The organism is Rhodococcus sp. USK10 (assembly GCF_019378875.1).
GTDB classification, from domain to species: domain Bacteria; phylum Actinomycetota; class Actinomycetes; order Mycobacteriales; family Mycobacteriaceae; genus Rhodococcus_F; species Rhodococcus_F pseudokoreensis.
Genome location: NZ_CP076048.1, coordinates 2874306 through 2896941 on the forward strand (window position 1 = coordinate 2874306; position 22636 = coordinate 2896941).

At 66.4% G+C, this 22636-nt stretch carries 19 protein-coding genes; 7 read left to right on the top strand and 12 right to left on the bottom strand.

Features of this window, described 5'->3' with window-relative positions; translation table 11 throughout:
* The 10 genes from I1A62_RS20280 to I1A62_RS20325 form a co-directional block, all read right to left on the bottom strand.
* Entirely contained in the window at positions 1-1047 is a 1047-nt protein-coding gene (locus tag I1A62_RS20280; RefSeq protein ID WP_192581833.1) for an ABC transporter substrate-binding protein, read from the bottom strand.
* Between the two features lie 144 nt (positions 1048-1191).
* Positions 1192-2190 carry an NADPH:quinone oxidoreductase family protein gene (locus I1A62_RS20285; protein ID WP_124391697.1) on the bottom strand — a complete coding sequence of 333 codons (999 nt, stop codon included), beginning with the start codon at positions 2188-2190 and terminating at the stop codon, positions 1192-1194.
* A 20-nt stretch (positions 2191-2210) separates the two neighbouring features.
* Positions 2211-2432, bottom strand: a complete 222-nt coding sequence (locus tag I1A62_RS20290; protein ID WP_124391633.1) for a biotin/lipoyl-binding carrier protein — start codon at positions 2430-2432, stop codon at positions 2211-2213.
* Position 2433: 1 nt separating this feature from the next.
* A complete protein-coding gene (locus I1A62_RS20295) occupies positions 2434-3810 on the bottom strand; it encodes an acetyl/propionyl/methylcrotonyl-CoA carboxylase subunit alpha (protein WP_219459572.1) in 1377 nt (458 codons plus the stop codon).
* Between the two features lie 10 nt (positions 3811-3820).
* Entirely contained in the window at positions 3821-5377 is a 1557-nt protein-coding gene (locus I1A62_RS20300) for an acyl-CoA carboxylase subunit beta (RefSeq protein ID WP_219459573.1), read from the bottom strand.
* A 5-nt stretch (positions 5378-5382) separates the two neighbouring features.
* Complete coding sequence (locus I1A62_RS20305; RefSeq protein ID WP_219459574.1) at positions 5383-7602, bottom strand: acetate--CoA ligase family protein; 2220 nt, start codon at positions 7600-7602, stop codon at positions 5383-5385.
* 161 nt (positions 7603-7763) lie between these two features.
* On the bottom strand, positions 7764-8666 hold the full coding sequence (locus tag I1A62_RS20310) for a LysR family transcriptional regulator (protein WP_072937215.1): 903 nt from the start codon (positions 8664-8666) through the stop codon (positions 7764-7766).
* Between the two features lie 123 nt (positions 8667-8789).
* The gene (locus tag I1A62_RS20315) at positions 8790-9605 is read right to left on the bottom strand and encodes an SDR family NAD(P)-dependent oxidoreductase (RefSeq protein WP_219459575.1); all 816 of its coding nucleotides are present in this window, start codon (positions 9603-9605) and stop codon (positions 8790-8792) included.
* A gap of 4 nt (positions 9606-9609) precedes the next feature.
* Positions 9610-10479 carry an ABC transporter permease gene (locus I1A62_RS20320; protein WP_219459576.1) on the bottom strand — a complete coding sequence of 290 codons (870 nt, stop codon included), beginning with the start codon at positions 10477-10479 and terminating at the stop codon, positions 9610-9612.
* Between the two features lie 41 nt (positions 10480-10520).
* Positions 10521-11351, bottom strand: a complete 831-nt coding sequence (locus tag I1A62_RS20325) for an SDR family NAD(P)-dependent oxidoreductase (protein ID WP_192581834.1) — start codon at positions 11349-11351, stop codon at positions 10521-10523.
* 472 nt (positions 11352-11823) lie between these two features.
* On the opposite strand from I1A62_RS20325, the gene I1A62_RS20330 reads away from it, so the two are divergent.
* The 6 genes from I1A62_RS20330 to I1A62_RS20355 all read left to right on the top strand — a co-directional run bounded on the left by I1A62_RS20330 (position 11824) and on the right by I1A62_RS20355 (position 20404).
* On the top strand, positions 11824-12570 hold the full coding sequence (locus I1A62_RS20330; RefSeq protein WP_219459577.1) for an ABC transporter ATP-binding protein: 747 nt from the start codon (positions 11824-11826) through the stop codon (positions 12568-12570).
* Complete coding sequence (locus tag I1A62_RS20335) at positions 12563-13369, top strand: alpha/beta fold hydrolase (RefSeq protein WP_124391643.1); 807 nt, start codon at positions 12563-12565, stop codon at positions 13367-13369. The genes I1A62_RS20330 and I1A62_RS20335 overlap by 8 nt, the downstream gene beginning before the upstream one ends.
* A gap of 49 nt (positions 13370-13418) precedes the next feature.
* Positions 13419-15323, top strand: a complete 1905-nt coding sequence (locus I1A62_RS20340) for an NAD(P)/FAD-dependent oxidoreductase (RefSeq protein ID WP_124391644.1) — start codon at positions 13419-13421, stop codon at positions 15321-15323.
* Between the two features lie 47 nt (positions 15324-15370).
* Positions 15371-16213, top strand: coding sequence for an alpha/beta fold hydrolase (locus I1A62_RS20345; RefSeq protein WP_192581836.1), 843 nt, complete (start codon positions 15371-15373; stop codon positions 16211-16213).
* Complete coding sequence (locus I1A62_RS20350; protein ID WP_124391646.1) at positions 16213-16947, top strand: SDR family NAD(P)-dependent oxidoreductase; 735 nt, start codon at positions 16213-16215, stop codon at positions 16945-16947. The genes I1A62_RS20345 and I1A62_RS20350 overlap by 1 nt, the downstream gene beginning before the upstream one ends.
* A gap of 166 nt (positions 16948-17113) precedes the next feature.
* Positions 17114-20404, top strand: a complete 3291-nt coding sequence (locus I1A62_RS20355; RefSeq protein ID WP_219459578.1) for a protein kinase — start codon at positions 17114-17116, stop codon at positions 20402-20404.
* Here the strand turns inward: I1A62_RS20355 and I1A62_RS20360 are convergent.
* Positions 20375-21247 (bottom strand): oxygenase MpaB family protein, encoded by an 873-nt coding sequence (locus tag I1A62_RS20360; RefSeq protein ID WP_219459579.1) that lies wholly within the window; start codon positions 21245-21247, stop codon positions 20375-20377. The genes I1A62_RS20355 and I1A62_RS20360 overlap by 30 nt on opposite strands.
* Positions 21248-21375: 128 nt before the next feature.
* Here I1A62_RS20360 and I1A62_RS20365 point away from each other — a divergent pair, with 128 nt between their 5' ends.
* Complete coding sequence (locus I1A62_RS20365) at positions 21376-22026, top strand: TetR/AcrR family transcriptional regulator (protein ID WP_124391649.1); 651 nt, start codon at positions 21376-21378, stop codon at positions 22024-22026.
* Here the strand turns inward: I1A62_RS20365 and I1A62_RS20370 are convergent.
* Positions 22023-22487, bottom strand: a complete 465-nt coding sequence (locus I1A62_RS20370; protein WP_124391650.1) for a DUF6069 family protein — start codon at positions 22485-22487, stop codon at positions 22023-22025. The genes I1A62_RS20365 and I1A62_RS20370 overlap by 4 nt on opposite strands.
* Between the last annotated feature and the right edge of the window lie 149 nt (positions 22488-22636).

Consider the following 22636-nt stretch of genomic DNA (forward strand, 5'->3'; position numbering starts at 1 on the left):
TCACGCCCGTGCGAAGGCGGGGACTATCTGCTCGTAGCTGATAGCGCCTTCCTTCGCGTTTCCGAAGCGGACGGCGAGGTCGATCATGTGGTCGACCTGATCCTTGGGTGCCTTGAACATCGGTTGCAATTTCGGCGCCACCTCCTGCGCGTAGTGCTCCATGTAGGCCTTGGCGATTTCGGGTGCGTTGCCGTCGAAGGTGCCGGAGTTCAGGATTTCCGCTGCTTCGTCCTTGTGGGAGACCATCCATTCGCTGCCCTCCGACTGTGCTCGAAGCCAGTTCTTCAGCACGTCCTCGTTCTCCTGGGCAAAACTTTCGCTGGTCGAAATGCACAGCACTGCCTGGTTGCGCAATGTCTCGGGCATCGACGGCCCGCCGAAGTCGAGCAGCACCGATCCGCCTGTCTCCCTCGCGATGAACTGCCCCGAGCTCCATTGGACCGCGACGTAGCCGTCGAGTCGCCCGGCTTTCATGTTCGGGATCGCCGAGGCAGACGGGCCGGTCGCGAGGTGGGTGACGTCCGAGGACTGCATACCGGCCAGTTCGAGAGCGAGGTCCAGTTGCAGATCACCGCCCGCGCCGATGGCGCTCACCCCGATCGACTTGCCTTTGAGCGACTGCATCTTCTCTTCGAACGTGGCGCCCTCGCCGGGCCAATTGCCGTTCGGGCCGACGACGATCCCGTAGGTGGTGGCCACGTTCTTCAGACCGATGATGACCGGCCGCTTGCCCTGGGTGCTGTTGGCGTGAGCACCCATCAGCAGCAGGGTGTCGGAGGTGTAGCCGTTGACAGCGCCTGCGGAGACGAGCTGCAGCGCCTGCACACCGCTCTGCGGGGTGATGAACTTCGGAACGTTGAGGTTGTTCCTGGCGAAGTCGTTGTTGGCAAGATTCACCGCATCGAGGAGGAAGCTGTCACCCGGAAATGACGCGATGCTGAACTGGGCGCCCCGGCCGGAGGCACCGGCGCCCAGTCCACCCCCGCAGGCCGCCAGCAACGAGGTGGCGCCGACCGCCGCCGTGCCGAGACCGAGATACTTCAACATCGACCTTCTCGAGATGTTGCTGTCCAATGCCCGCAGTTCTCCGAAGGGCGAGTCACCTTGCTTCGACCCAAACATTCGTACTCCTAGTAATTAGTGCATGCCTGGTGGCCTGACGATGTGCTGCCCCCGGTTTCCGCAAACTGGCTAGCGGCCGATCCCGCTGTGCTCCATCACCACTCGGCCGACGGTCTTTCCGTCCCCCAGGCTCTGCAGGGCCGCAGGCACCCCGTCCATCGAGACCCGTTGACTGACGAAGGGATCGATGGCTCCGGAGTCCGCCAACGCGCACAGTTCCTGGTGGCATCGATCGACCGCGCCGGGATTCTTCGTGTTGTAGAGCCCCCAGTGAATCCCCAGGATCGAGTAGTTCTTGACCAGCGCGTGGTTGAGCGCCGCGGTCTGGATCTCGCCGCCCGCGAAGCCGACGACCAGAATCCGCCCCTCGAACGCAATGCATTTCGTCGAACGCTGGTAGACGTCACCGCCCACCGGGTCGTAGATGACGTCGGCGCCTCTGCCGTCGGTGAATTCCTTGACCACCCCGACGAAGTCCTCCTGCCTGCGGTCGACGACGACATCGGCACCGAGCTGCCTGGCGTAGGCGGCCTTCTCCTCGCCGCCCACGACACCGACGACCCGGGCGCCGGCGGCCTTGCCGAGCTGGATGGCCGCGCTGCCGACACCGCCGGCGGCCGCGTGAACCAGGAGGGTTTCCCCCTCCTGAATCCTGGCGAGCCGATGAAGCCCGAACCAGCCGGTCTGATACCCGATGAACAGGCAGGAGGCCTGCGCGTCGTCGAGTGACGCAGGCGCCTGATGGGTCGTGCTCTGGTCCATCAGGGCGTACTCGGCGAATCCGCCGTAGGGCAGGGTGGTCAGGCCCAGCACCCGGTCGCCGACCGCGGCCCGTACGACGTCCGGCCCGACCGCGACGACCTCGCCGCAGACTTCACGTCCGGGGGTGAAGGGCAGGTCGGGGCGCACCTGGTACTTGCCACGGCACATGAGCACGTCCGGGAAATTGGCCGCGCCCGCGAGGACCCGCACGAGGACCTGCCCTGCACCGGGTTCGGGAACATCACCTTCGACGAGTTGCACGACGTCGATCGGCTCGCCGAGCTGGGTGACCGACCAGGACTTCATGCGGCGGGGAATCGATGTGCTCATGCCGTCTCGAATTCGACGAGGGGCTGACCGGAAGCGACACTGTCGCCCTCGGCGACGTGGACTGCCACGACCGTGCCTGCATCTTCGGCGAGGATCGGGATTTCCATCTTCATGGCTTCGAGGATCATCAACGTCGACTCCTCCTCCACCCGGTCACCCGGTGCGACGAGGATCTTCCACACGTTGGCACCCATATCCGACTGAATCGTCTCTGACATCTCACGCACTCCTTCTGGCCAAGTTCTTGTGTCTCTGCTGGATCTTCTCGACCACACCGGTGTCGTAACGCCCGCTCGTGAACTCTTCCGAGCCGAGCACGTCTTCGAGGAAGGGCTTGTTGGTGACGAGCCCCTCGATCACGAACTCCCTGCAGGCCGCGAGGGCGCGGGCGTGCGCCTCCTCACGGGTCGCGCCGAACGCGCAGACCTTGGCCAGCAACGAGTCGAAGTGCGGCGTCACCTCGGTGCCGGCCGCATAGCCCGCGTCGACCCGGATACCGGGCCCCGTCGGCTCCTGCCACACGTCGATCGGCCCCGGGCGCGGGAAGAACCGTTTGGGGTCTTCCGCGCAGATCCTCAATTCGATCGCATGACCGCGCGAGACGGGGGCGAAGCCCGGGGTGGTGGTGCCCGACTGCGCGATGCTCAGCTGCTGCTCGACCAGGTCGACACCGTGGGTCAGTTCGGTGATCGGGTGCTCGACTTGGATACGAGTGTTCATCTCGAGGAACACGAAGTCACCCGTGACGGCGTCGAGCAGGAATTCCACCGTGCCCGCGTTTCGATAGCCCACGGCCTGGGCGGCGGCGATCGAACTCTCGACGAGGCGCTCTCGCAGGGCCGGATCCAGGTGCGGGGCCGGGCTCTCCTCGATCAGCTTCTGGTGGCGTCGCTGCGTCGAGCAATCCCGTTCTCCCAGAGTGACGATCGAACCGTCCTCCAGACCCAGGATCTGGATCTCGACGTGCCGCGCGGACGACACATACCGTTCGACGAAGACCCGATCGGAACCGAAGCTCCGGGCCGCCATCGACTTGGTGTTCTCGAACGCCTTGCGCAGGCCGTCTTCGTCCTGCGCGACGGCCATGCCGATTCCGCCGCCGCCGGCGGATGCCTTGACCATCACCGGATATCCGAGGCGCCCGGCCTCCGCGACGGCTTCGTCGCCCGTCTCGAGCGCTGCGCCGACGTCACCGCTGATCGGCACACCGGCAGCAGCCACGACCCGGCGTGACTCGACCTTGTCACCCATCACCTCGATGACCTCGGCGCTCGGGCCGACCCACGTCAGTCCGGACTGGGCCACCAGTCGGGCGAAGTCGGCGTTCTCGGCCAGGAATCCGTAGCCCGGATGCACGGCCGTCGCACCGGCTTGCTGTGCTATTCGGACGATCTGGGCACCGTCGAGGTACGCCTGCACCGGTGTGTCGCCCTCGAGCTGAACGGCGTGGTCGGCCTCACCGATGTAGGGCAGGTCCGCATCGACCTTGTGGTAGACGGCGACGGTGCGGACACCGAGCTTGCCGGCGGTCGAGATGATCCGCCGGGCGATCTCGCCGCGATTCGCGACCAGCAGGCAATCTGGAAATGAGTTCATCACGTCGTCCTCAGTAACTCGTGGGCCAGGCGCGCAGCAGGTGCTCGCCGATGCCGTTGGTCCGGGCTCGGTAGTGGTCTTTCAGCGCGCCGAGGATGAAGTCGCGGGTCTCGGCGGGGTCGATGACCTGTTCGACGCCGAAGACGCGGGCGACGTCGTACGCGGTAGTCCCCTTGGCCATCTCGGCGAGCCGCTGCGCGTAGAGCTCGGGGTCGGATTCTGCGTCGACTCCGTGGACGACCGACACCGCGGACGTGGGATCCATGAAGCTCACCTCCGTGGACCACCAGCCTGCCGTCGTGTCGGCGGTCAGTCCGCCGCCCATGTTGATGTAGGCCTGGCCGTAGTTCTTGCGAAGCGTGACAGCGATCTTCGGCACGGTCACCAGGGACAAGGCGTTCATCCAGTTGATGACCTTGCCGGCGATCTTGTTCCGCTCGGCTTCCAGCCCGATCAGGAATCCCGGCTGGTCGACGAGGAACACGACGGGAATGTTGTAGGAGTCGCAGAGAACCAGGAAGCTGGTCGCCTTGTCACACGCCGGACCGTCGAGCGCCCCGCCCTTGAACATGGGGTTGTTGGCGATGATGCCGACGCTCTGTCCGCCGATCCGGACCAGCGAGGTGTCCAGGCTCTTGCCGTAGCGTGCCTTGATCGGGAACACCGAACCGATGTCGGCGACGATCTCGATCACCTTGCGTACGTCGTAGGTCTGGGTGCGGGCCTGGGGAACGATGTCGTTGAGTTCGGCGGCACGCTCACCCGATCCACTCGGGATCGGCGCGACCGGCGGTGTCTCACCGTTGTGCGAAGGCAGGTACGAGAGGAACCGGCGGATCAGTTCGATCGCTTCCTCGTCGGTGTCGGCGACGGCGTCCGCGTAGCCGGTGACCTCGGCATGGACCTTCCAGCCTCCGAGCTCCTGGGCGTCGACCTGCTGACCGGTGGCGCGGCTGACCAGTCCGGGGCTCGACACCGCCAGGACACTCCCCTTGCGGAAGACCGCGAAGTCGGCGGACACGGTGTGCCAGGCGGCGGATCCGAAGCAGTATCCGAATGCTGCAGAGGCCCAAGGGCTTTCGCGCTGCCGGAGGAACCGCTTCTTGCTGTTGGCGGCGCCCATTCCGGTCCCGCCCATCGCGTCGGGCATCCGGACCCCGGTGGATTCGGACAGGTAGACCAGCGGCATCCCGACCTGAACGACGAGTTCCTTGAAATGGGACATCTTCTTGTTGCTCACCGGACTGCTCGACGACCCCTTGACGGTGAAGTCGTAGGCGATGACGGCTGCGCGCCTGCCGTCGACCTCGCCGGTTCCGGTCACCTTGCCGTCCGCGGGTGTCTTGTCGCGATCGGCGTCGACGGCAGAGGTCGTGAACAACCCGCTCTCCCGGAAGGTTCCGGGGTCGAGCATCAACGCGATCCTCTCGCGGGCGTTGAGTTTGCCCTCGGCGCGCCGCTGTTCCAGCTTCTTCGGACCACCCATCGCCAGCGCGGCTGCGCGGCGTTCTTCGTGCTCCTGCTCGCGGCTGAGCGTGGGTTCAGCCGTCACTGTGTCCTGTGACATCTCTACTACCTTCCGTCTGCGTCGCGTGACGCCTGGTATGTCCGCTGTCCCTGCTCGAGAACCGCCCGTGCGGCGAGGGCCGCGTCCTCGAAGGCCGGAAAGACCGGGATTCCGCGGGTGCGGGCGCGGTGCGCGTACGTCGTGATCAATGCCTCCGTGTCTGCGCTGCCGTCGGTCTTGAGCACGAGAAGCTGGTGGGTGTTCGACGCGGCCTCGTCGCGGGCGCCGGCGATCGAGTCGATGACGGTGCCGGTCACGTCGCCGTGGGTTTCACCGAGGTTGCGCTGGATGATGCCCACGTTGAGGTGGGAGATCAGCACTGCCGGCTCACTGCCGGCGAGGACCACCGCGAGAACGTCCTTCGCGATCGCACCGTTCTTGACGGCGAGCGTCCCCGCAGGCACGTCGATCGGGTTGCGCAGTCCGTTGCCCGGCGGCAGGCCCAGGCCGTCCAGTTCCTCGACCACGGAATCGGCGAGCGGCGGTGTGGCCAATCCCTGCCGCTCGAGCGCGTCGGCGCCGAGGACACTCGCTCCGCCGCCGTTGCCGAACAGAACGGCATCGCGACCGTTCGGCTTGACCGTGAGGTCGAGGGTGGACAGGGCGTGCAGGGCCGTCGCGAAGTCCTCGAGCGAATCGACGAGAGTCATTCCGGCCTGCCGTGCGATCGCGGGCCACAGCCGGTGATTTCCCGCGAGGGCACCGGTGTGGCTGGTCGCCGCCCGCGAGCCTTCACTGGTTCGGCCACCGGCGAGAAGCACTACAGGCTTGCGCATTTCGGACCGGGTCAGCACGTCGAGCACCTCGCGTGCCGCGGCGAGCGACTCGAGGTACAGGCCGATGACCCGGACCTCGTCGTTCCGGAGGGCGGATTCGACGAGCTCGGCGGCGGTGACGTCGGCGCCGTTCCCGATGCTGACCACGCTGTGAAAGTCGATGCCGCGCAACGATCCGACGCGCAGGATGTCGACACTCAGCCCGCCGCTCTGCGAGACGACAGCCGTCGTTCCGGGCGTCAGGGGTGCTTCGGGCACGAACGAGAGGCGACCGGCCGAGGCGTGCGTGCCCAGGCAGTTCGGGCCGATCAGCCGAATGCCCGCGTCGCGGACGGTCTGGACCAGGGTCTCCTCGAGATCCTTTCCTTCCTCGACCTCACCGAAACCGCTGGAGATCACCTGGGCGAACCGAACTCGACCGGCGCCTCGGCTCAGCGCCTCGCTGACACGGGTCGCAGGCAGCGCCACGAACGCGTAGTCGATCGGTTGATCGACCTCGGCCAGCGACCGCGCCGTGGGAAGTCCTTCGATGCTGTCCGCGGTCGGGTGGATCGGCACGATGGTGCCGTCGAAGCCGCCGCTCAGAATATTCCGGATGAACCGGTTGGCGAGGTTCGGCCGCTGACCGCTGGCGCCGAGGACGGCGACCCTGCGCGGATGAAACAGCGGGGTGAAATCCGTGGCCCGGCCGTCACCACGGTCCCCGGGTGCGGATCCGGTGTCTTCCACCGGACCGACGACGAAACGTGCGTCCACGGCCACTGCCCGTGTTCCGGAAACGATGACCGGGTTCAGGTCGATCTCGATCACGTCGTCCGGCAGCGAATGCAGCAGACCGTTCGGCCCGGCGAGTCGCGAGATCAGTGTCACCAGGGCCGGAATGTCTGCCTTCTCCCCACCGCGGGCTCCGTCGAGCACCTTCATGCCGCGCAGTTCGTGCAGCATGTCGAGAATCTGGTCGTTCGCGAGCGGCGCGAGACCGAACGCGACGTCCTCGAAGACCTCGACCAGTACGCCGCCGAGGCCCACCATCACGGTCCAGCCCAGCCCCGGCGCCCGAACTGCTCCCACGATCACTTCGTGACCGGACGGGACCATTTCCTCGACGAGCAGGCCGTCCAAGCGGTGCCCGGCGGCGGCCAGTTGCTCGCCCATGCGTGCAGCGACCTCGTCGATCTCGTCGCGGCGCACCCCCACCCGCACGCCGCCGGCGTCGGACTTGTGGACGAGCGTGAACGAGATGGCCTTGACGACCAACGGCTCGCGGAGGTCGTCGGAAATCATCTGGCCGACAGCAATTTCGATGCCCCGGGGGGTGTCGATCCCGAAGGCGGAGAGCAGGGATTTACCTTCCGCCTCCGTGAACATCGCCGATTCTCGTTCCCGTGCAACGGAAATGAGTTCGGCGACTGCGTCCCGGGTGCATGGCTGTGCTGTATCGACTGACACCTGAAGTTCCTCACTGAACGTCGGATCCGGCGGCGATCTCGCTCGCTCGGCACGTATTCAGTGTGGTCAGCCGCACAGGGCTTGGGAAGGTCCGCAGCGTTGGCGGGGTGATACGGGTGCGCTATCGGACCGTCGCGACCGTGTCCCGGTCGACAGCGCCGTCAGTAATTCTTGGCAGATTCCCGCAACAGGCCCAGGAATGCCTGCACCGCAGACGTCCGCGCTTCGTCATTCCTCACGATCGCGGAGATGCGGGCATGGGCCCACTCGAAGGGAAGGGGCACGAGTGCGACGCCGTTGCCGCTCACCGTCGAGCTGAGAAGTGTGTTCGCCATGCAGATCCCGACGCCGGCGCGCACCATGTTCTGCGACGCTTCGGCGTTGTTGGTGGCGTAGACGATCCTGGCTTCGATTCCGTCGAGTAGCTGCTCGAAGGCGGTACGGAGGATGCTGGTCTCCGCCGGGAAGATCAGTGGCTCACCCTCCAGGTCGGCGGCCTCGAAGCCGTCCTTGCTGGCGAGGCGATGGTTCTCCGGGACCGCCAGCACCAGCCGGCCGGAGATCAGGTCGACGTGGTGCAGCAGAGCCTGCTCGGCCGGAATCAGATCGATTCCGGCCAGGCGCGTCACCAGACCCACGTCGAAGTGGCCGCTGAGGACGCCGCGGCTCACCATTCTCGACGGACCTTCCTCCACCTCGAAACGCACATTGGGGAAGTCGCTCAACAGGCGTTTGACCACCCCGGGAAGGATCGTCTGAGATCCCGCGGGCACCGTGCCCAGGCGGACGGTGCCGAGTTTCAGGCCACCGATGGCGCTGGCCTCCTCGCGCATCAGGTGTTCGGCCTGAACGGCGGCGACCACGTGCGGCAGGATCCGCTCGGCCGCATACGTCGGCCGAACTCCCTTGGCACCACGAACCACGAGCACGACACCGAGGTCCTCCTCGAGCCGCTGCACCTGGTTGGTGATCGTCGGCTGAGAGATGTCGAGTTCCTTGGCGGCTTGACGGAACGATCCGGTCCGAAGCGCTGCTTCCAGATATCGCAACTGCTCGAATCTCATCGGTCTCCCTCGGTGCTGCTATGCGACGTGGCCCACATTACAGCTCGCCGGGTGCTCTCCGAACTCAGCGTCGGGCTGTTGCGGCACTCGACACGAAACCTCGAACTGACCGACGCGGGCCGGTCAGTTCACCAGGTCGTCGAGGCCCGTCGAGTCCCGCGACAGGGAGCCGCCCTCGACGGGAATTGTTGTACCCGTGATGTATCCCGCGGCGGGCGAGAGAAGGAACGCGACGGTGGCGGCGATCTCGAAGGGCTGACCGAGTCTCCCGAGCATGGGCCGTCCGGCCAGGATCCGGGAATCGTCCGGGCTTCGCGGGGTCGCGGCAACGCGAGGCGAGAGGAAGAGGCCCGGGGCGACCACGTTGACGCGAACGCCGCGGGGTCCGTGCTCGGCGGCCAACTCCTTGGACCACACTTCGAGTGCCGCCTTGGCGGGGCCGTAGCCGGGTGCCGTTCGACCGCCGTGAGAACCCATCACACTCGAGACGTGGACGATCGCGCCGTGGCTGATCAGCGGGGACAGCCGGCGCGCCGACAGAAAGGCGTGGGCCAGGTTCACCCGGAAGTCCTGATCCCAATCCGCCAGTCCGTAGTCGGCGATCTGCTTGCGATGCATCCGGCCGATGACGTCCACATAGCCATTGATCTGTCCGAACTCGGCGATGGCACCGGCCGCCGCGATGTCGATGCCCTCTTCGGTGGTCACGTCCGCGACCACCGACGGCATCCCCAACGAGCCGGCGACGGCGTCGACCCCGTCACCATTGGCGTCGACGCACAGAACGCGCCCGCCCAGGGCGACGATCGTCCTGCTGACGTGCTCACCGATCCCGCCGCCTGCGCCGAGGACGACGTAGGAATTGCCGTCCAGCCGGAACAGACTGTGGTGATCGATCGTCTCGGCGAGAAGCGGCTGATCGGGGTCGTCGATCTTCACCGACTCACCTCGTCCACTTGGTGACCAGCTTCTGCAGGCCGGAGATCGAGACGTCCAGGACCATGGACAGCAATCCCATGGCGATCAGGATCGCGAAGGTTTCCGCGACCTGGAAATTGTTGGTCACGACGACGAGGCGCTGCCCCAGGCCGGTGTAGGCGCCGACCATTTCCGACACGACGGCGCCGAGCACCGAGTAGACCGCGCCGAGCCGCAGTCCGCCGACGATCGCAGGCAGAGCCGCGGGAATCTCGATCTTGAAGAAGCGCTGGGTCCGCGTCATGCCCAGCGACTTGGTCAACTGAGCGATGTCGTGGTCGATGCTCTTCATCGCACCCATCGTGCTGGTCATCAGGACGAAGAACACGACGCTGAAGGCGACGAGGGCCTTCGGTCCGAAACCCAGGCCGAACCAGAGGATGAAGATCGGTGCCAGCGCGGGACGCGGAAGGCTGTTCATCAAGGTCAGGAACGGTGAGGCCGCGGTGTGGAGGACCTGGACGCGGGCGAAGACGACACCTGCGAGGATGCCGGCGATCGCACCGGTCACCAGCCCGACCATCGCCCCGCTGAACGTCGCCGTCACATCGGTCCAGAAGACGCCGTCGCTCAGCTGGGCGAGGAACGCTCGCGCGACATCGAGAGGGGCGGAGATCATCATCGGGTCGACGATCATGTTTCCGGAGACAAAGGCCCAGCCGGCGACGAAGAGTGCGAGCGCACCCACCCGAAGCGACCAGACGAGGATCTTTTCGTTGCGCCGCGCGCGACGCCGCTCCACGAGGATCGCGTTGTCGATGTCCGCCGGTTCGTCGTTGTTCGCGACTCCGGCGATCGACGCGACCGTGCGGGGCGCTTCAGTGATGGATTCCATGTCGGGACCTTCCCTTCGAGTCTCCTGGACGGCTGTGCAGGTCAGGCATCGAGCGGTCCTCGGACGAGCTCGACGTCGGCGGCCGAGGAGGTGTGGGGGCCGCCCGTGACCTGCAGGACGGTTCCCGTGATGAAGCTTGCGGCGTCGGAGCACAGGTACAGGCACGCATCGGCGACTTCTTCCGGCCTTCCGACGCGTCCGAGTGCGAGGTAGCGGCCGAACTTCTGCTCGGTTTCGGGAGATGCGAAACGAGACGCCGGTGTCAGCGTGGCGCCGGGTTCGACGCAGTTGACTCGAATGCCGCGATCCGCCCATTCCCAGGCCATCGTCTTCGTCAGCGAGGCGAGCCCCGCTTTGGCTGCCGCGTAGGCGCCGCGGAGCGGGTGTGCGTGGTTGGCCGATCCGGATCCGACGTTGATGACGTTTCCGCCGCCCTGACGTTCGAAGACCGGCAGGCAAGCGCGGGCCGTGTGGAAGGCGCCGCTGAGATTGGTATCGATCGTCGCGTTCCAGGCATTGACCGACAGGTCCTCGAGGCGCGATGCGAAGTTGCCGCCGGCATTGTTGATCAGGACGTCGATCCGACCGAACCGTTCGAGGGCGGTCCGGACGAGATCTTCGGCAGTCTTCGGCTCGCGGATGTTGCCGGCGACGAGGGCTGCCTTTCGCCCGAGCGCTTCGACGCTCTCGACTCTTGCCTGGAGCGTTTCGGCGTTGCGCCCGTGCAGGATCAGGTCTGCTCCCGCTTCCGCGAACTTGTCGGCGAGCGCCGACCCGATGCCTCCGGAAGCACCCGTCACTATGACGACCTGGTCCGTGAAGTCGAAAGTGGTCTGACCCACCTTGTTGATGGTGGCGGCTTCTCTGGTCACCTGACGTCCTCCTCGTGATTCGCACCCGGTGTGGGCAGCTTGTGACGCATTGGGAGCCGTTCCCGGCAAGATGCGTTCGAGTTAGCGTCGTGCCATTCGAGGCCGTGGACAATGACTGAATCGCTATCAAGGCGATAGCCCCCGGGCGGGCCTGTTTTCCTTGACACCGTCGCCGACGTGTTCAACGATTCATAGGCCGATAGGGTGATATTCACCACAGGGTCATGCAGTCCGGATCCACCGCGGATTTTGTGCCGATTCAGCAGATCGTCCGGCACGGGAGGCAGCGATCGGTCGGCCCCGCACACACATCATCGGATTGACGGTGTCCGATTCATCCCTACGGTCAAACAGTGAGAGTGAGAATCTTGTGACTGGTCTAGCTGAAACTCCGACGAGGCCCACTACCGCCAAGGGGGTCTCGGTCGAGTTCGAGAATGTCCGCCACGCGTTCCTCCACGGCAATCGACCGGTGCGCGTGCTGGACGACTTCAACCTCCGCATCGAGCCGTCCGAGTTCGTCAGCATCGTCGGTCCGTCGGGCTGCGGGAAGACCACGGCGCTCGGCATGGTCGGCAACCTCCTGAAGCCGCGCAGTGGAACCGTTCGCATCGACGGAGCGGAGGTGAGGCCCGGCAGCAATGAGGCGGCCTTCCTCTTTGCGCGTGATGCGCTCCTTCCGTGGCGACGGGTCCGCAGCAACGTCGAGCTCGGCATGGAGGTCCGGGGCGTTCCCAAGGCGGAACGACGCGAGCGCGCCGAGGAATGGCTTCGTCGTGTTCGTCTGCACGAGTTCGCCGACTCGGATGTTCTCCACCTGTCGCAGGGCATGCGCCAGCGCGTTGCGATCGCCCGCACCCTGGTCCAGAGCCCCGGCGTCCTTCTGATGGACGAGCCGTTCGCAGCGTTGGACGCCCAGACCCGCGCGATCCAGCAGGAGGAGTTCCTCCGGCTGTGGGAGGCCGAGCGACCGACGGTCATCTTCGTCACCCACGACCTCGAGGAGGCCATCCTGCTCAGCGACCGCGTCATCCTGATGGCCAGCAGGCCGGGTCGCATGGTGGTCGACATGAAGATCGAACTCGAGCGGCCGCGGCATCAGGAGATGCGCAGGTACTCCGATCTCTTCAAATCCTATTTCCACGATATGTCCGCCCGGCTTCGGGCCGAAGTCGATCTTGCCGAACAGCGGATGATGGAAGAAAACCAGAATGACTGAAACTCTGCAGACTGCGACTACCGCCGATGGCGACACCATTGCCTATCAGCAATTCGGCCGAGGGCCACGCCTGATCACGTGCCTGCACTCCCTGGCATTGGACGGATCCTGGTATGCGCCTTTGGCCGAGGCTCTCGGAGACGACTACCGTCTGCTCGCGCCGGATTTCCGCGGGCACGGCATGACTGCGCGCGGAGGATCTGCCATCACTCTCGGTCTCATTGCCGGGGACGTCGCCGCGATGTGGGACGCCGAGAACGTCGAGAGTTCGGTGGTGTTGGGAATCTCCTTGGGAGGCATGGTCGCTCAGGCGGTGTCGGGCAGCTTCCCGAACCGGGTCGACGCGCAGATCCTGATGGCCACCCGGGGCGCCTATGATGAGGAGGCCATTCGCGGAACTTCGGCCCGCGCGGCGGAGGTTCGTGCACCGAACGGCCTCGAGCAAGCCGAGGAGATGACCATGCATCGCTGGTTCGGCGACGCATCGCGAAACGAGGCAGACCCGTTGGTTCGGAAAGCTCGCGAACAGTTCCGGAACGCCGGCGGCAACACCATCGGCGCCTATTTCGACGCCATGACCGAGGTCGGCACGTTTCACACCGATTCACCGCCCCCGACCCTCGTGGTCGGCGGCGACGACGACCGAAGCACCCCCCGTGCCGTGATCGAACAGCTCGCAGCGTCCATCACGGGTGCCGAACTGCGTTTCGCCGAGGGCGGACACCTCGCCGCCTTCGACAACCCCCGCGAAGTCGCCGCCACGGTGCGACCTTTCCTCGAGGGCCTCGACTGCTGGTAGCCACTCGGCCCACGTGCACACTGGTTCCACATACTGCTACGGAGACGACATGGATTTCACGCTCGATCGCGCGATGACAGAGGATGAGCTTCGCGCACACCTCGATTCGGCCCTCACGCCCGCGCTCCTGATGTTGACGGCCCACGTCACGGGTGACGCCGGCGTACTGCGTACGGAATGGAAGCCCAACCGGGCGACGTTGCCTGCCAGTGGACTCGCACCCGAGACCGACGCGGAGATCAGAGCCTTCTGCCTGAAGCGCCTCGCACCGTACCTCTCCTCGCAGCGGGACTGGGCTGCACTGCCCGACGATTCCCTGCGTGAGTCGATGTGCACCTGGTTGATGGACGAGAACATCGAGGACGCCCAGGCTCTGGCCGCGGTGGCCTTCACACCCGACGACAGCGATCCTCGCGGGCCGGAGTGGAATCTCGACGAGATCGCTCCCGACAGCGGCCTGAGTGCCGTGGTCATCGGCGCCGGATTCTCCGGTCTCCTTGCCGGACTTCGGCTGAAGCAAGCAGGTGTGCCCTTCACGATCCTCGAGAAGAGCACGAATGTCGGTGGCACGTGGTACGAGAACAGCTACCCGGATTGCCGGACCGACGTCCGCAGCCACATCTACACGTACTCGTTCGTTCCGCACGACTGGGTCACGCACTTCGGCCGCCAGCAGGCCATCCACGAGTACCTGTACAACTTTGCGGCGAAGAACTGCCTCCTGGAGCACATCTCGTTCGGCACCGAAGTGACCGCGACCCGGTGGGACGAGAGCACCAGCACCTGGACGATCGACACCCGCACGTCCGACGGCGTCGTCGGATCGGCCGAAGCTCAGATCGTCGTCAGCGCTGTGGGACAACTGAACCGGCCGATGATCCCCGCCGTCGACGGCCTCGAGACCTTCACCGGCCCGGTCATGCACTCCGCGCAATGGGACCACAGCATCGATTTCGCCGGCAAACGTGTCGTCGTGATCGGAACCGGCGCCAGCGCACTGCAATTCGCACCGGCGGTCGCGAAGGAAGCGGAGCACGTCACGATCTTCCAGAGGAGTGCCCCCTGGTTGCGGTCGACGCCGGTGCTCCGGCAGGAGATCGACCCGGGCGAGCGCCGGCTCCTCACGAATCTGAAGCACTATCGCGCCTACTACCGTTTCTCCATCTTCCTCCCCCGCCTCATCGGCAACCTCCCGGCCGCAACCGTCGATCCGGACTTTCCGCCGACCGAGGTCTCGGTGTCCGCGGCCAACGAGGCCCTTCGTGTCGAGCTGACCGACTACCTCACCGAACAGGCCGGCGACCGACTCGATCTGCTCGAGCAGATCATGCCCGACTACCCGCCCGCCGCGAAGAGAATCATCTGCGACGACGGCACGTGGGTTGCCACCCTCAAGCGGGACAACGTGCGCCTGGTGAGCCAGGCCGTGCAACGGATCGACAAGGACGGTGTCTGGATCGGTGACGAACACGTCCCCGCCGACATCATCCTGTTCGGAACCGGTTTCAAGGCTTCGGAATTCCTCGTCCCCATGACGGTGACGGGCATAGGCGGACAGGACCTGCATCAAACCTGGGGAATCGACGCCAGCGCCTACCTCGGCATCACGCTGCCCGGCTACCCCAACTTCTTCTGTATGTACGGCCCGAACACCAACACCGTCATCCACGGCAACCTGGTGTTCTTCCTCGAGTGCCAAGCCGCGTACATCATCAGCGCGGTCCAGATGCTGGCCAAGGGCGGCCACCGTTCGATGGCCCTGCGACCGGACGTGTTCACCGAGTACACCGACGAGGTCACCAGGGAGAGCGCCAAGCGCACCTGGGGCTGGTCGAAGACCCACAGCTGGTATCAGAACGCCGCCGGGCGGTCCACCATCATGTGGCCACTCCCGGCCCGGCAGTACTTCGAGCGCACCAGCGCGGTGCACGACGAGGACTACGACATCCACTGACCCGCACGACGCATTCATCCGCATCGTTCATTTCACCGGAGGCTATTTTGATCACCGAGACGACGGCAATTGTCGCCAACCTCGAAACCCGCTACCTGACAGGCGGTCCGGAAGACGGCGTCCCCGTCGTGTTCCTGCACGACGGCGCGTGGGGCGGCAGCGCCGACGTGACCTGGGGGCAGGTCCTGCCCCTGGCCGCAGCGAAGTATCGGGTCATCGCCCCGGACTTCCTCGGCTACGGCGGATCCGCCAAGTCCGTTCGCCTGGATGTCTCACCGTTCGCTTTCCGGATCCGGCACGTCTTCGCGTTGCTCGACCAGCTCGGCATCGACGGCCCGGTGCACCTGGTCGGAAATTCGTTCGGTGGATCGGTGGGTCTGCGGGCGCTCGCCGACGGTGACTATCGATCCCGGATCGCCTCGGTCACCACACTCAGTGGCACCGGCGGACCCTGGAAAGCGCCGGACATGGGCAAGCTGCGTGACTTCGATGGTTCGGTCGCCGGTATCGAGGCGTTCGTCGACCTGCTGTGCGACGAATTCTCCGGCAGGGCCGGCCAGGTGGACGCCCGGTACAGGTGGGCCGTCGCGCCCGGTCACTTCGGGTGCATGAGCGCTCCGCATCTGCCGGTACCCGAGGCGTTGCGGAAGGAGCGCCCCGCCGATCCGTACCCCGCCACACTTGCCGGCGTTCCGACCCCCGTGCTGCTCCTCGAGTGCTCCGAGGACGTGCTGCTCGAGGCCGGGTGGAGCAAGCACCTGCAGGCCGAACTCCAGAATTCCCGCGCCATGGTCCTGCCCTACCGGCACTGCCCGAACATCACCCATCCGAAGGAGACGTGGGCCGTGATCGGCGAGTTCCTCGACAGCTGCACCGGCGGTACGAACTGATGCCGACCCCGGGCGGCACTGCCGCGACCGCGTCCACCGTGGGTTCGCTCGTTCTCACCGGCGGATCGTCCGGAATCGGCGCCGGGTTGGCGGGCGATCTGGCAGGCGAGTGGGACATCACCGTCGTCGATCGGGATCTGCCGGAAACGCCTGCCCCCGGCGTGACGTACCTCCAGGGCGACATCACCACCGACGACGCGGTCGACACGGTTCGCAAGTCCCTGACCGAAAACGGCCGGGCAACGATCGACGGCATCGTCCACTGCGCGGGCATCGGCGCATTCGGCCCCTTCATGGAGATGCCGAAGTCCGAGTGGGAACGGGTGCTTCTGGTCAACCTTCACGGAACACTCAATTTCGTCCAGGGCGTCGCCGACATGGTGGCGGACGGCGGCAGAATCGTCCTGTTCTCGTCCGGGACGGTCTTCAAGGCCCCGGCGAGCGCAGCGGCGTACGCGGCCTCCAAGGCCGGCGTGATCGGCTTTGCCCGCAGCCTCGCCGCGGAACTCGGAGCCAGGAACATCACGGTCAACGTGATCGCCCCCGGTTTGGTGCTGACCCCACTCTCGACGGCGATCGCCGCAGGTGAAGAGGCCAACATCAACACGCGAGCGATCAAACGAGCCGCAACGGTCGAGGATTTCATCGGCCCGACCCGATTCTTCCTCTCCCCCGGCTCCTCCTTCGTCACCGGGCAGACACTCGTCGTCGACGGGGGTTCGATCCGCCGCTAGGCGGCGCCGCCCAAACCGCCACCGGTCGCCTGCTCGACGGCCGCGTGACCGAATTCCGGATCGTCTCGGTCCGCGGCCCCGGCGGCGGCGATAGTCTGGGAAGGGTCGTCGAGAGGTAGGCGGATGACACCACGGTTCCCGGGGCGGCACAGGGGCGGATAGCACGTTGGCAACCGACGGCGATCCGCTCCGCACACAGCGCGATACCGACACCGCGACGACGGATGAACTGCGCGCGGCCGGGTTCGACGATGCCCGGGAGATCGGGCGTGGAGGCTTCGGCGTGGTGTACCGCTGCACTCAGTCCGCTCTGGAGCGCGCCGTGGCCGTGAAGGTTCTCAGCGGCGACCTCGACGACGAGAGCCGGGCCAGGTTCCTCCGTGAGCAGCGGGCGATGGGCAGGCTGACCGGGCACCCGAACGTCGTGAGTGTGCTCGAGGTCGGCGTCACGCCGAGCGGGCGTCCGTTCCTGGTGATGCCCTACCATCCGCAGGATTCCCTCGACATGCGGATTCGCCGTCAGGGTCCGCTCACCGTCACCGAGGCGCTGCGGTTGGGCGTGAAGATGGCGGGCGCGCTCGAGACGGCGCACCGGTTCGGGATCGTGCACCGCGACGTCAAGCCGAGCAACATCCTGCTCACCGACTACGACGAACCGGCGCTGACGGACTTCGGCATCGCGCACATCACCGGCGGCTTCCAGACCGCGACGGGGACCATCACCGGATCGCCCGCGTTCACCGCCCCGGAGGTCCTCGAGGGCGACACCCCGGGTCCGTCCTCCGACGTGTACGGCCTCGGGGCGACACTGTTCGCCGCACTGACCGGACATGCAGCGTTCGAGCGCCGGAGCGGCGAACAGGTGGTCGCGCAGTTCCTGCGGATCACCACGCAACCGGCGCCGGACCTCCGGGAGTCGGGTATCGACGCCGACGTGGCCGCCATGCTGGAACGGGCCATGTCGCGAGACGCGCACGAGCGCCCGTCCGCGGCGATGCTGGGTGAAGCGCTGCAGGACATCCAATTTCGCCGCGGTGTCCCGGTCGACGACATGGCGTTGGGCCCGGACCCCGATGCCGAGCGAGACGCGCAGCGCCCGACGTCGCCCGGACGATCATCCGGCGGAACCCCCTCGGGAACGCCGACCGACGGGACTCTGCCGCTGGACTTGACGAGCTTCGTCGGCCGGCGGAAAGAGCTCGCCGAGGCCAAGAAACTGCTCTCGGCGTCGCGGCTGGTCACGTTGACCGGAATCGGGGGTGTCGGCAAGACCCGACTGGCACTGCGCGTCGCGACCACCATCCGGCGGGCCTTCGACGACGGGGTCCGGATGGTCGAATTGGGCGAATTGCGCGACGGATCGTTGCTGGGAGAAGTCGTGGCGGCCGGGCTGGGATTGCGGCAGCGGTCGCCGAGACCGCTGCAGACCCTCGTGGAGTTCCTGGAGCCGCGCGACATGCTGCTGGTCCTCGACAACTGCGAGCAGGTGGTGGATGCGGCGGCAGACCTGACGGAGACCGTGCTGCGCACCTGCCCGGGCCTGCGGATTCTCGCGACCAGCCGCGAAACCCTGGACGTCGCGGGGGAAGCCGCCCTGCGCGTTCGTCCACTGGCGCTTCCGGATTCGGACAAGGAGCCGTCGCTGAAGAGTCTGCCCGGCTACGACGCGGTGACGCTGTTCGCCGAACGGGCCGCCACGGCGGTACCCGGCTTCGAGGTCACCGAAGACAATGCCGCCACCGTTGCCCGGATCTGCATCCGGCTGGACGGCCTGCCCCTGGCCATCGAATTGGCGGCGGCGAGGCTGCGCTCGATGTCGCCGGAACAGATCCTGCAGCGGTTGACCAACCGGTACGAGCTGCTGACCCGCGGAAGCCGGAGTGCACCGACCAGGCAGCAGACGCTGCGGTGGAGCATCGACTGGAGCTACGACCTGTGTCTCCCCGCCGAGCAGCAGCTGTGGTCACGGCTTTCGGTCTTCGCCGGCAGCTTCGAACTGGACGCCGCCGAGGAGGTGTCCATGTACGACGCCGAACCGGCCGGTCTCATCGATCTCGTCGCGTCGCTCGTGGACAAGTCGATCCTCATCCGCGAGGGATCGGGGGCGGTGGTGCGATTCCGGATGCTCGAAACGCTGCGCGAGTACGGCCGGGAGAAGCTCGAACAGGACGGCACCCTTCCGGACCTCCGGCGGCGACATCACAGCTGGTACCGGCAATTCGCCCTCCAGGCCGAATCCGAATGGATCGGCCCCCGGCAGGTCGCCTGGCTCGCCCGGCTCGAGCGTGAACAACCCAACCTGCGCGAAGCGATGGAGTACGGCCTGTCCACGGCTGCCGACTCGGCCGAGGCTGGGCTGGAGATCGCGACCGCTCTGTATCCGTTCTGGGTTTCGCGTGGGCTGCTCCGCGAGGGGCGCCGCTGGCTCGACCGCGCACTGGCGCAGGAGGGAGGACACGACACCGCACTCCGGGTCAAGGCGTTACATTCGGCCAGCGTCCTCGCCAGCCGGCACGAGGACCTGGAGCGGGCAGCCGAACTGATCGACGAGGGGCGAGTGCTTGCCGAGACCCGGGGCAGTGCACTCGATCGCGCCCTCATGCTTCAAGCCGACGGAGCGCACGCACTGCACGGCGGCAACCCGGAGCACGCCGTGAGCTCGTTCACCGAGGCTCTCGAGGTGTTACGCGGCGAGCGCAACCTCCTTGCACACGTCACGGCCCTGCACGCGCTCGGATTGGCTCACGAGATACTCGGGCACGCCGAGGCCGCCACCGGCTGTCTCGACGAGGCGATCCGGATTACCGAATCACACGGTGAATCGGTGTACCTGGGCCGCTCGTCCCTGACCCTTGGGCTGGTGATGTGGCGGGAGGGCGACCGTGATCGCGCGGTGCTGCTGCTCCGAAAGGGACTCGAGCTGGCCCGCGTGGTCGACGATCCGTTCGGAGCCACCTGGTGCCTCGAAATTCTCGCCTGGATCTCGTGCCGCGAGAACGATTTCCACCGCGCCGCCGTCCTGCTGGCAGCGGCCGAGATGCTTCGACAGAGGGTCGGCACGTCCATCGTCCAGATCCCCGACCTGACCGAATCCCACAACGAATGCGAGCTCGTCACACGGCGCTCGCTCGGTGCCCGCGCGTTCGAGACTGCGTCCCGCGAGGGCGAGGCGCTGGGCTTCACCGCCGCCGCGTCGTATGCCCTGGGCGAACGTCTGCCGGCAGCGCCGCGGCGCGGCGATCCCGCGGCGGCACTGACCAAGCGCGAACGCCAGGTCGCCGACCTGGTCGCGCAGGGTCTGACCAACAAGGCAATCGCCGCCCGCCTCGTGATCTCCCAGCGCACCGCGCAGGGTCACGTGGAGCACGTCCTCGCGAAACTCGGATTCTCCTCCCGGGCTCAGATCGCGGCCTGGGTCACGGAGCTGTCAGCCGACCCGGGCGCCTCGAGACCCTGATGCCGTTCCGTCGCATGCTCTTCGGGCGATGGGAGTCAGCCGCCGCCGCTCGGGCAGGATCCGGAAACCGATCCGCACGGCTGCTCCGAATCGGCGGAGTCTGCGTTCGTCGGCGGCGGACCACTCCCAGCCGAGCTTGTCGCGGGCGACGGGAGGCAGCGTTCCCCGGGCGATCCAGACGAGCAGCCGTCCGAGCGCGGGACCGACGAGACGCCACACCACGCCGGGGATGCGATCGTCGGGACGTGGCATCGGCAGCCCGCTCAGAAGCCGCGACCTGCGCACCGTCTCGGTCTTTTCCAGGACGGTGCCGACCATCTCGTTCCAGTAGTCCACGAAATCGGCGTACGTCTCGGGCAAGTGGGTGGCCGACACCCCGTAGAGCGCGTACCACTGCTTCGACTCCTGATACAGCTGTTCCTTCTCGGCGGTGGTGAGCGGTTCACCGAAGTAGTCGGCGACCACGTACTGGGTGCCGAGGAACGTGGCGTGTGCCCAGAAATACGGCCCCGGGTTCAGCGCGTGGTACCGCCGTCCGTCGTCCGTGGTGCCCTTGATGTCCTTGTGCATGTCGCGGATCGTCCGGGCCTCCGCGCCCGTCGGATCGTAGAGCGCCCGGATGATCGGCCCCGCGGAACGGGCGAGCCGGGCGAGTTCGTTGTCGAAGACGGTCGAATGCTGCACGAGGGCGGCGTCGATGACGGGATGCATCACCTGCAGCGTGCCCGACCACGAGATGAGCAGCGCGGTTCGCCAGTCGCCGAACCGGTGCCACGTCAGCGAATCGGGCCCGAGCGCAGGCGCAGTCGAACGACGGTGGGGCGGAAGCTCAGTGGTGGTCATGGCGATCTCCTAATGCCGCTGGATGTGGAACGCGTTGCACTCAGGATGGCTGTTGACATCACCTGATGTCAACAGTCGGCGCACGAGGGCACCCCGATCGACACCGGGATCGGTGAGACGATGACGGAATGAGCGACAGCGAGAACCCTCGTGGAGCACCGCGCAGGTGGCGTGGCCAGGAGCCCGACGACCGCCGGGCGGCGAGGCGCGCGGCGCTGATCGAGGCCGGCCTCCAGATCATGGGAACCGAGGGCACAGCGGCCACGACGATGCGCGCGACCTGCCGCCAGGCGAGCCTCACCGAGCGCTACTTCTACGAGAGTTTCGACAACCGGGAGGCGCTACTCGTCGCCCTCCTCGACCACGTCGTCCTGGGTGCGAGGGACACCCTGCTCGGGGCACTCGAGACGGCCCCGGACGATCCGGGCCGACTCGTCCGCCACGTCGTGAAGGCGTTCACCGGCTACATCGCCGAGGACCGGCGGCGGGGACGCATCATGTTCGTCGAGTCGCAGTCCGTGCCGGAACTGGCGCAGCGCGGCGAACAACTGGTTGCCGAGTTCACCACACCCATGGCCGCGGCACTGAAAATGCTGGGTGCCGACGGCGCACCCCGCGACGCCGTCAACACCCAGCTGAACGCGATTGCCCTGTTCGGGGCCATCGCCTTCCTGTATCAGCGCTGGCTCACCGGCAGCCCGAAGATCTCACAGAAGCGGATCGTCGAGCACATCGCACTCACCATCGAGGCGCACGTGCCGGTGAACAGCACCCCCTAGACCTGCGCGCGGGCCAGTGGACGCCGCATCGCTTCGAGGCCGACGACGATCACCACGGCGATCACCACGTGCATGACAGCCAGTGCGATGGTGCTGGCGGTGTCGAAGTCGGCCTGGACGGTGAGCGCGATCGTCGCCAGCGGCAGCAGCGCGCCGATCACCTCGGCGGGCCGAATGACCGCCACCCATTTCAGTGAGATGAGCGCGGCCAGCGTCATCCCGATCAACGTCGGAACCACCGTCAGGATGACGACGCCTCCGGGCGCGACACTGCTGGTCGTGCCCGCATCTGTCATCTCGAACGACCCGCCGGCGGCGAGGCCGAGCAGCCAGATGACCAGGTTCGGGACGAGTGCTCCGATGACGGTCGCGGCGACCGCCCAGGGCCGGCTCAGCTCGAGCGTCGCCGGGTTGATCCGTGAGGTCGTGGTTGCAGAAATCGTGGCTCCGGTGTCGGACATGATCTGTACTCCCCTGTCGAGTGGCTCGAATTGCTACTGACCGATCCTGCAACCTCAACCGTTGTTCGGGTCAAGGCGTGAAATCGAGGTCTTTTCGGTGGGACCTGACCATTAGACCCGCGGGATGCGCAAAACTCATCGCGATCGGC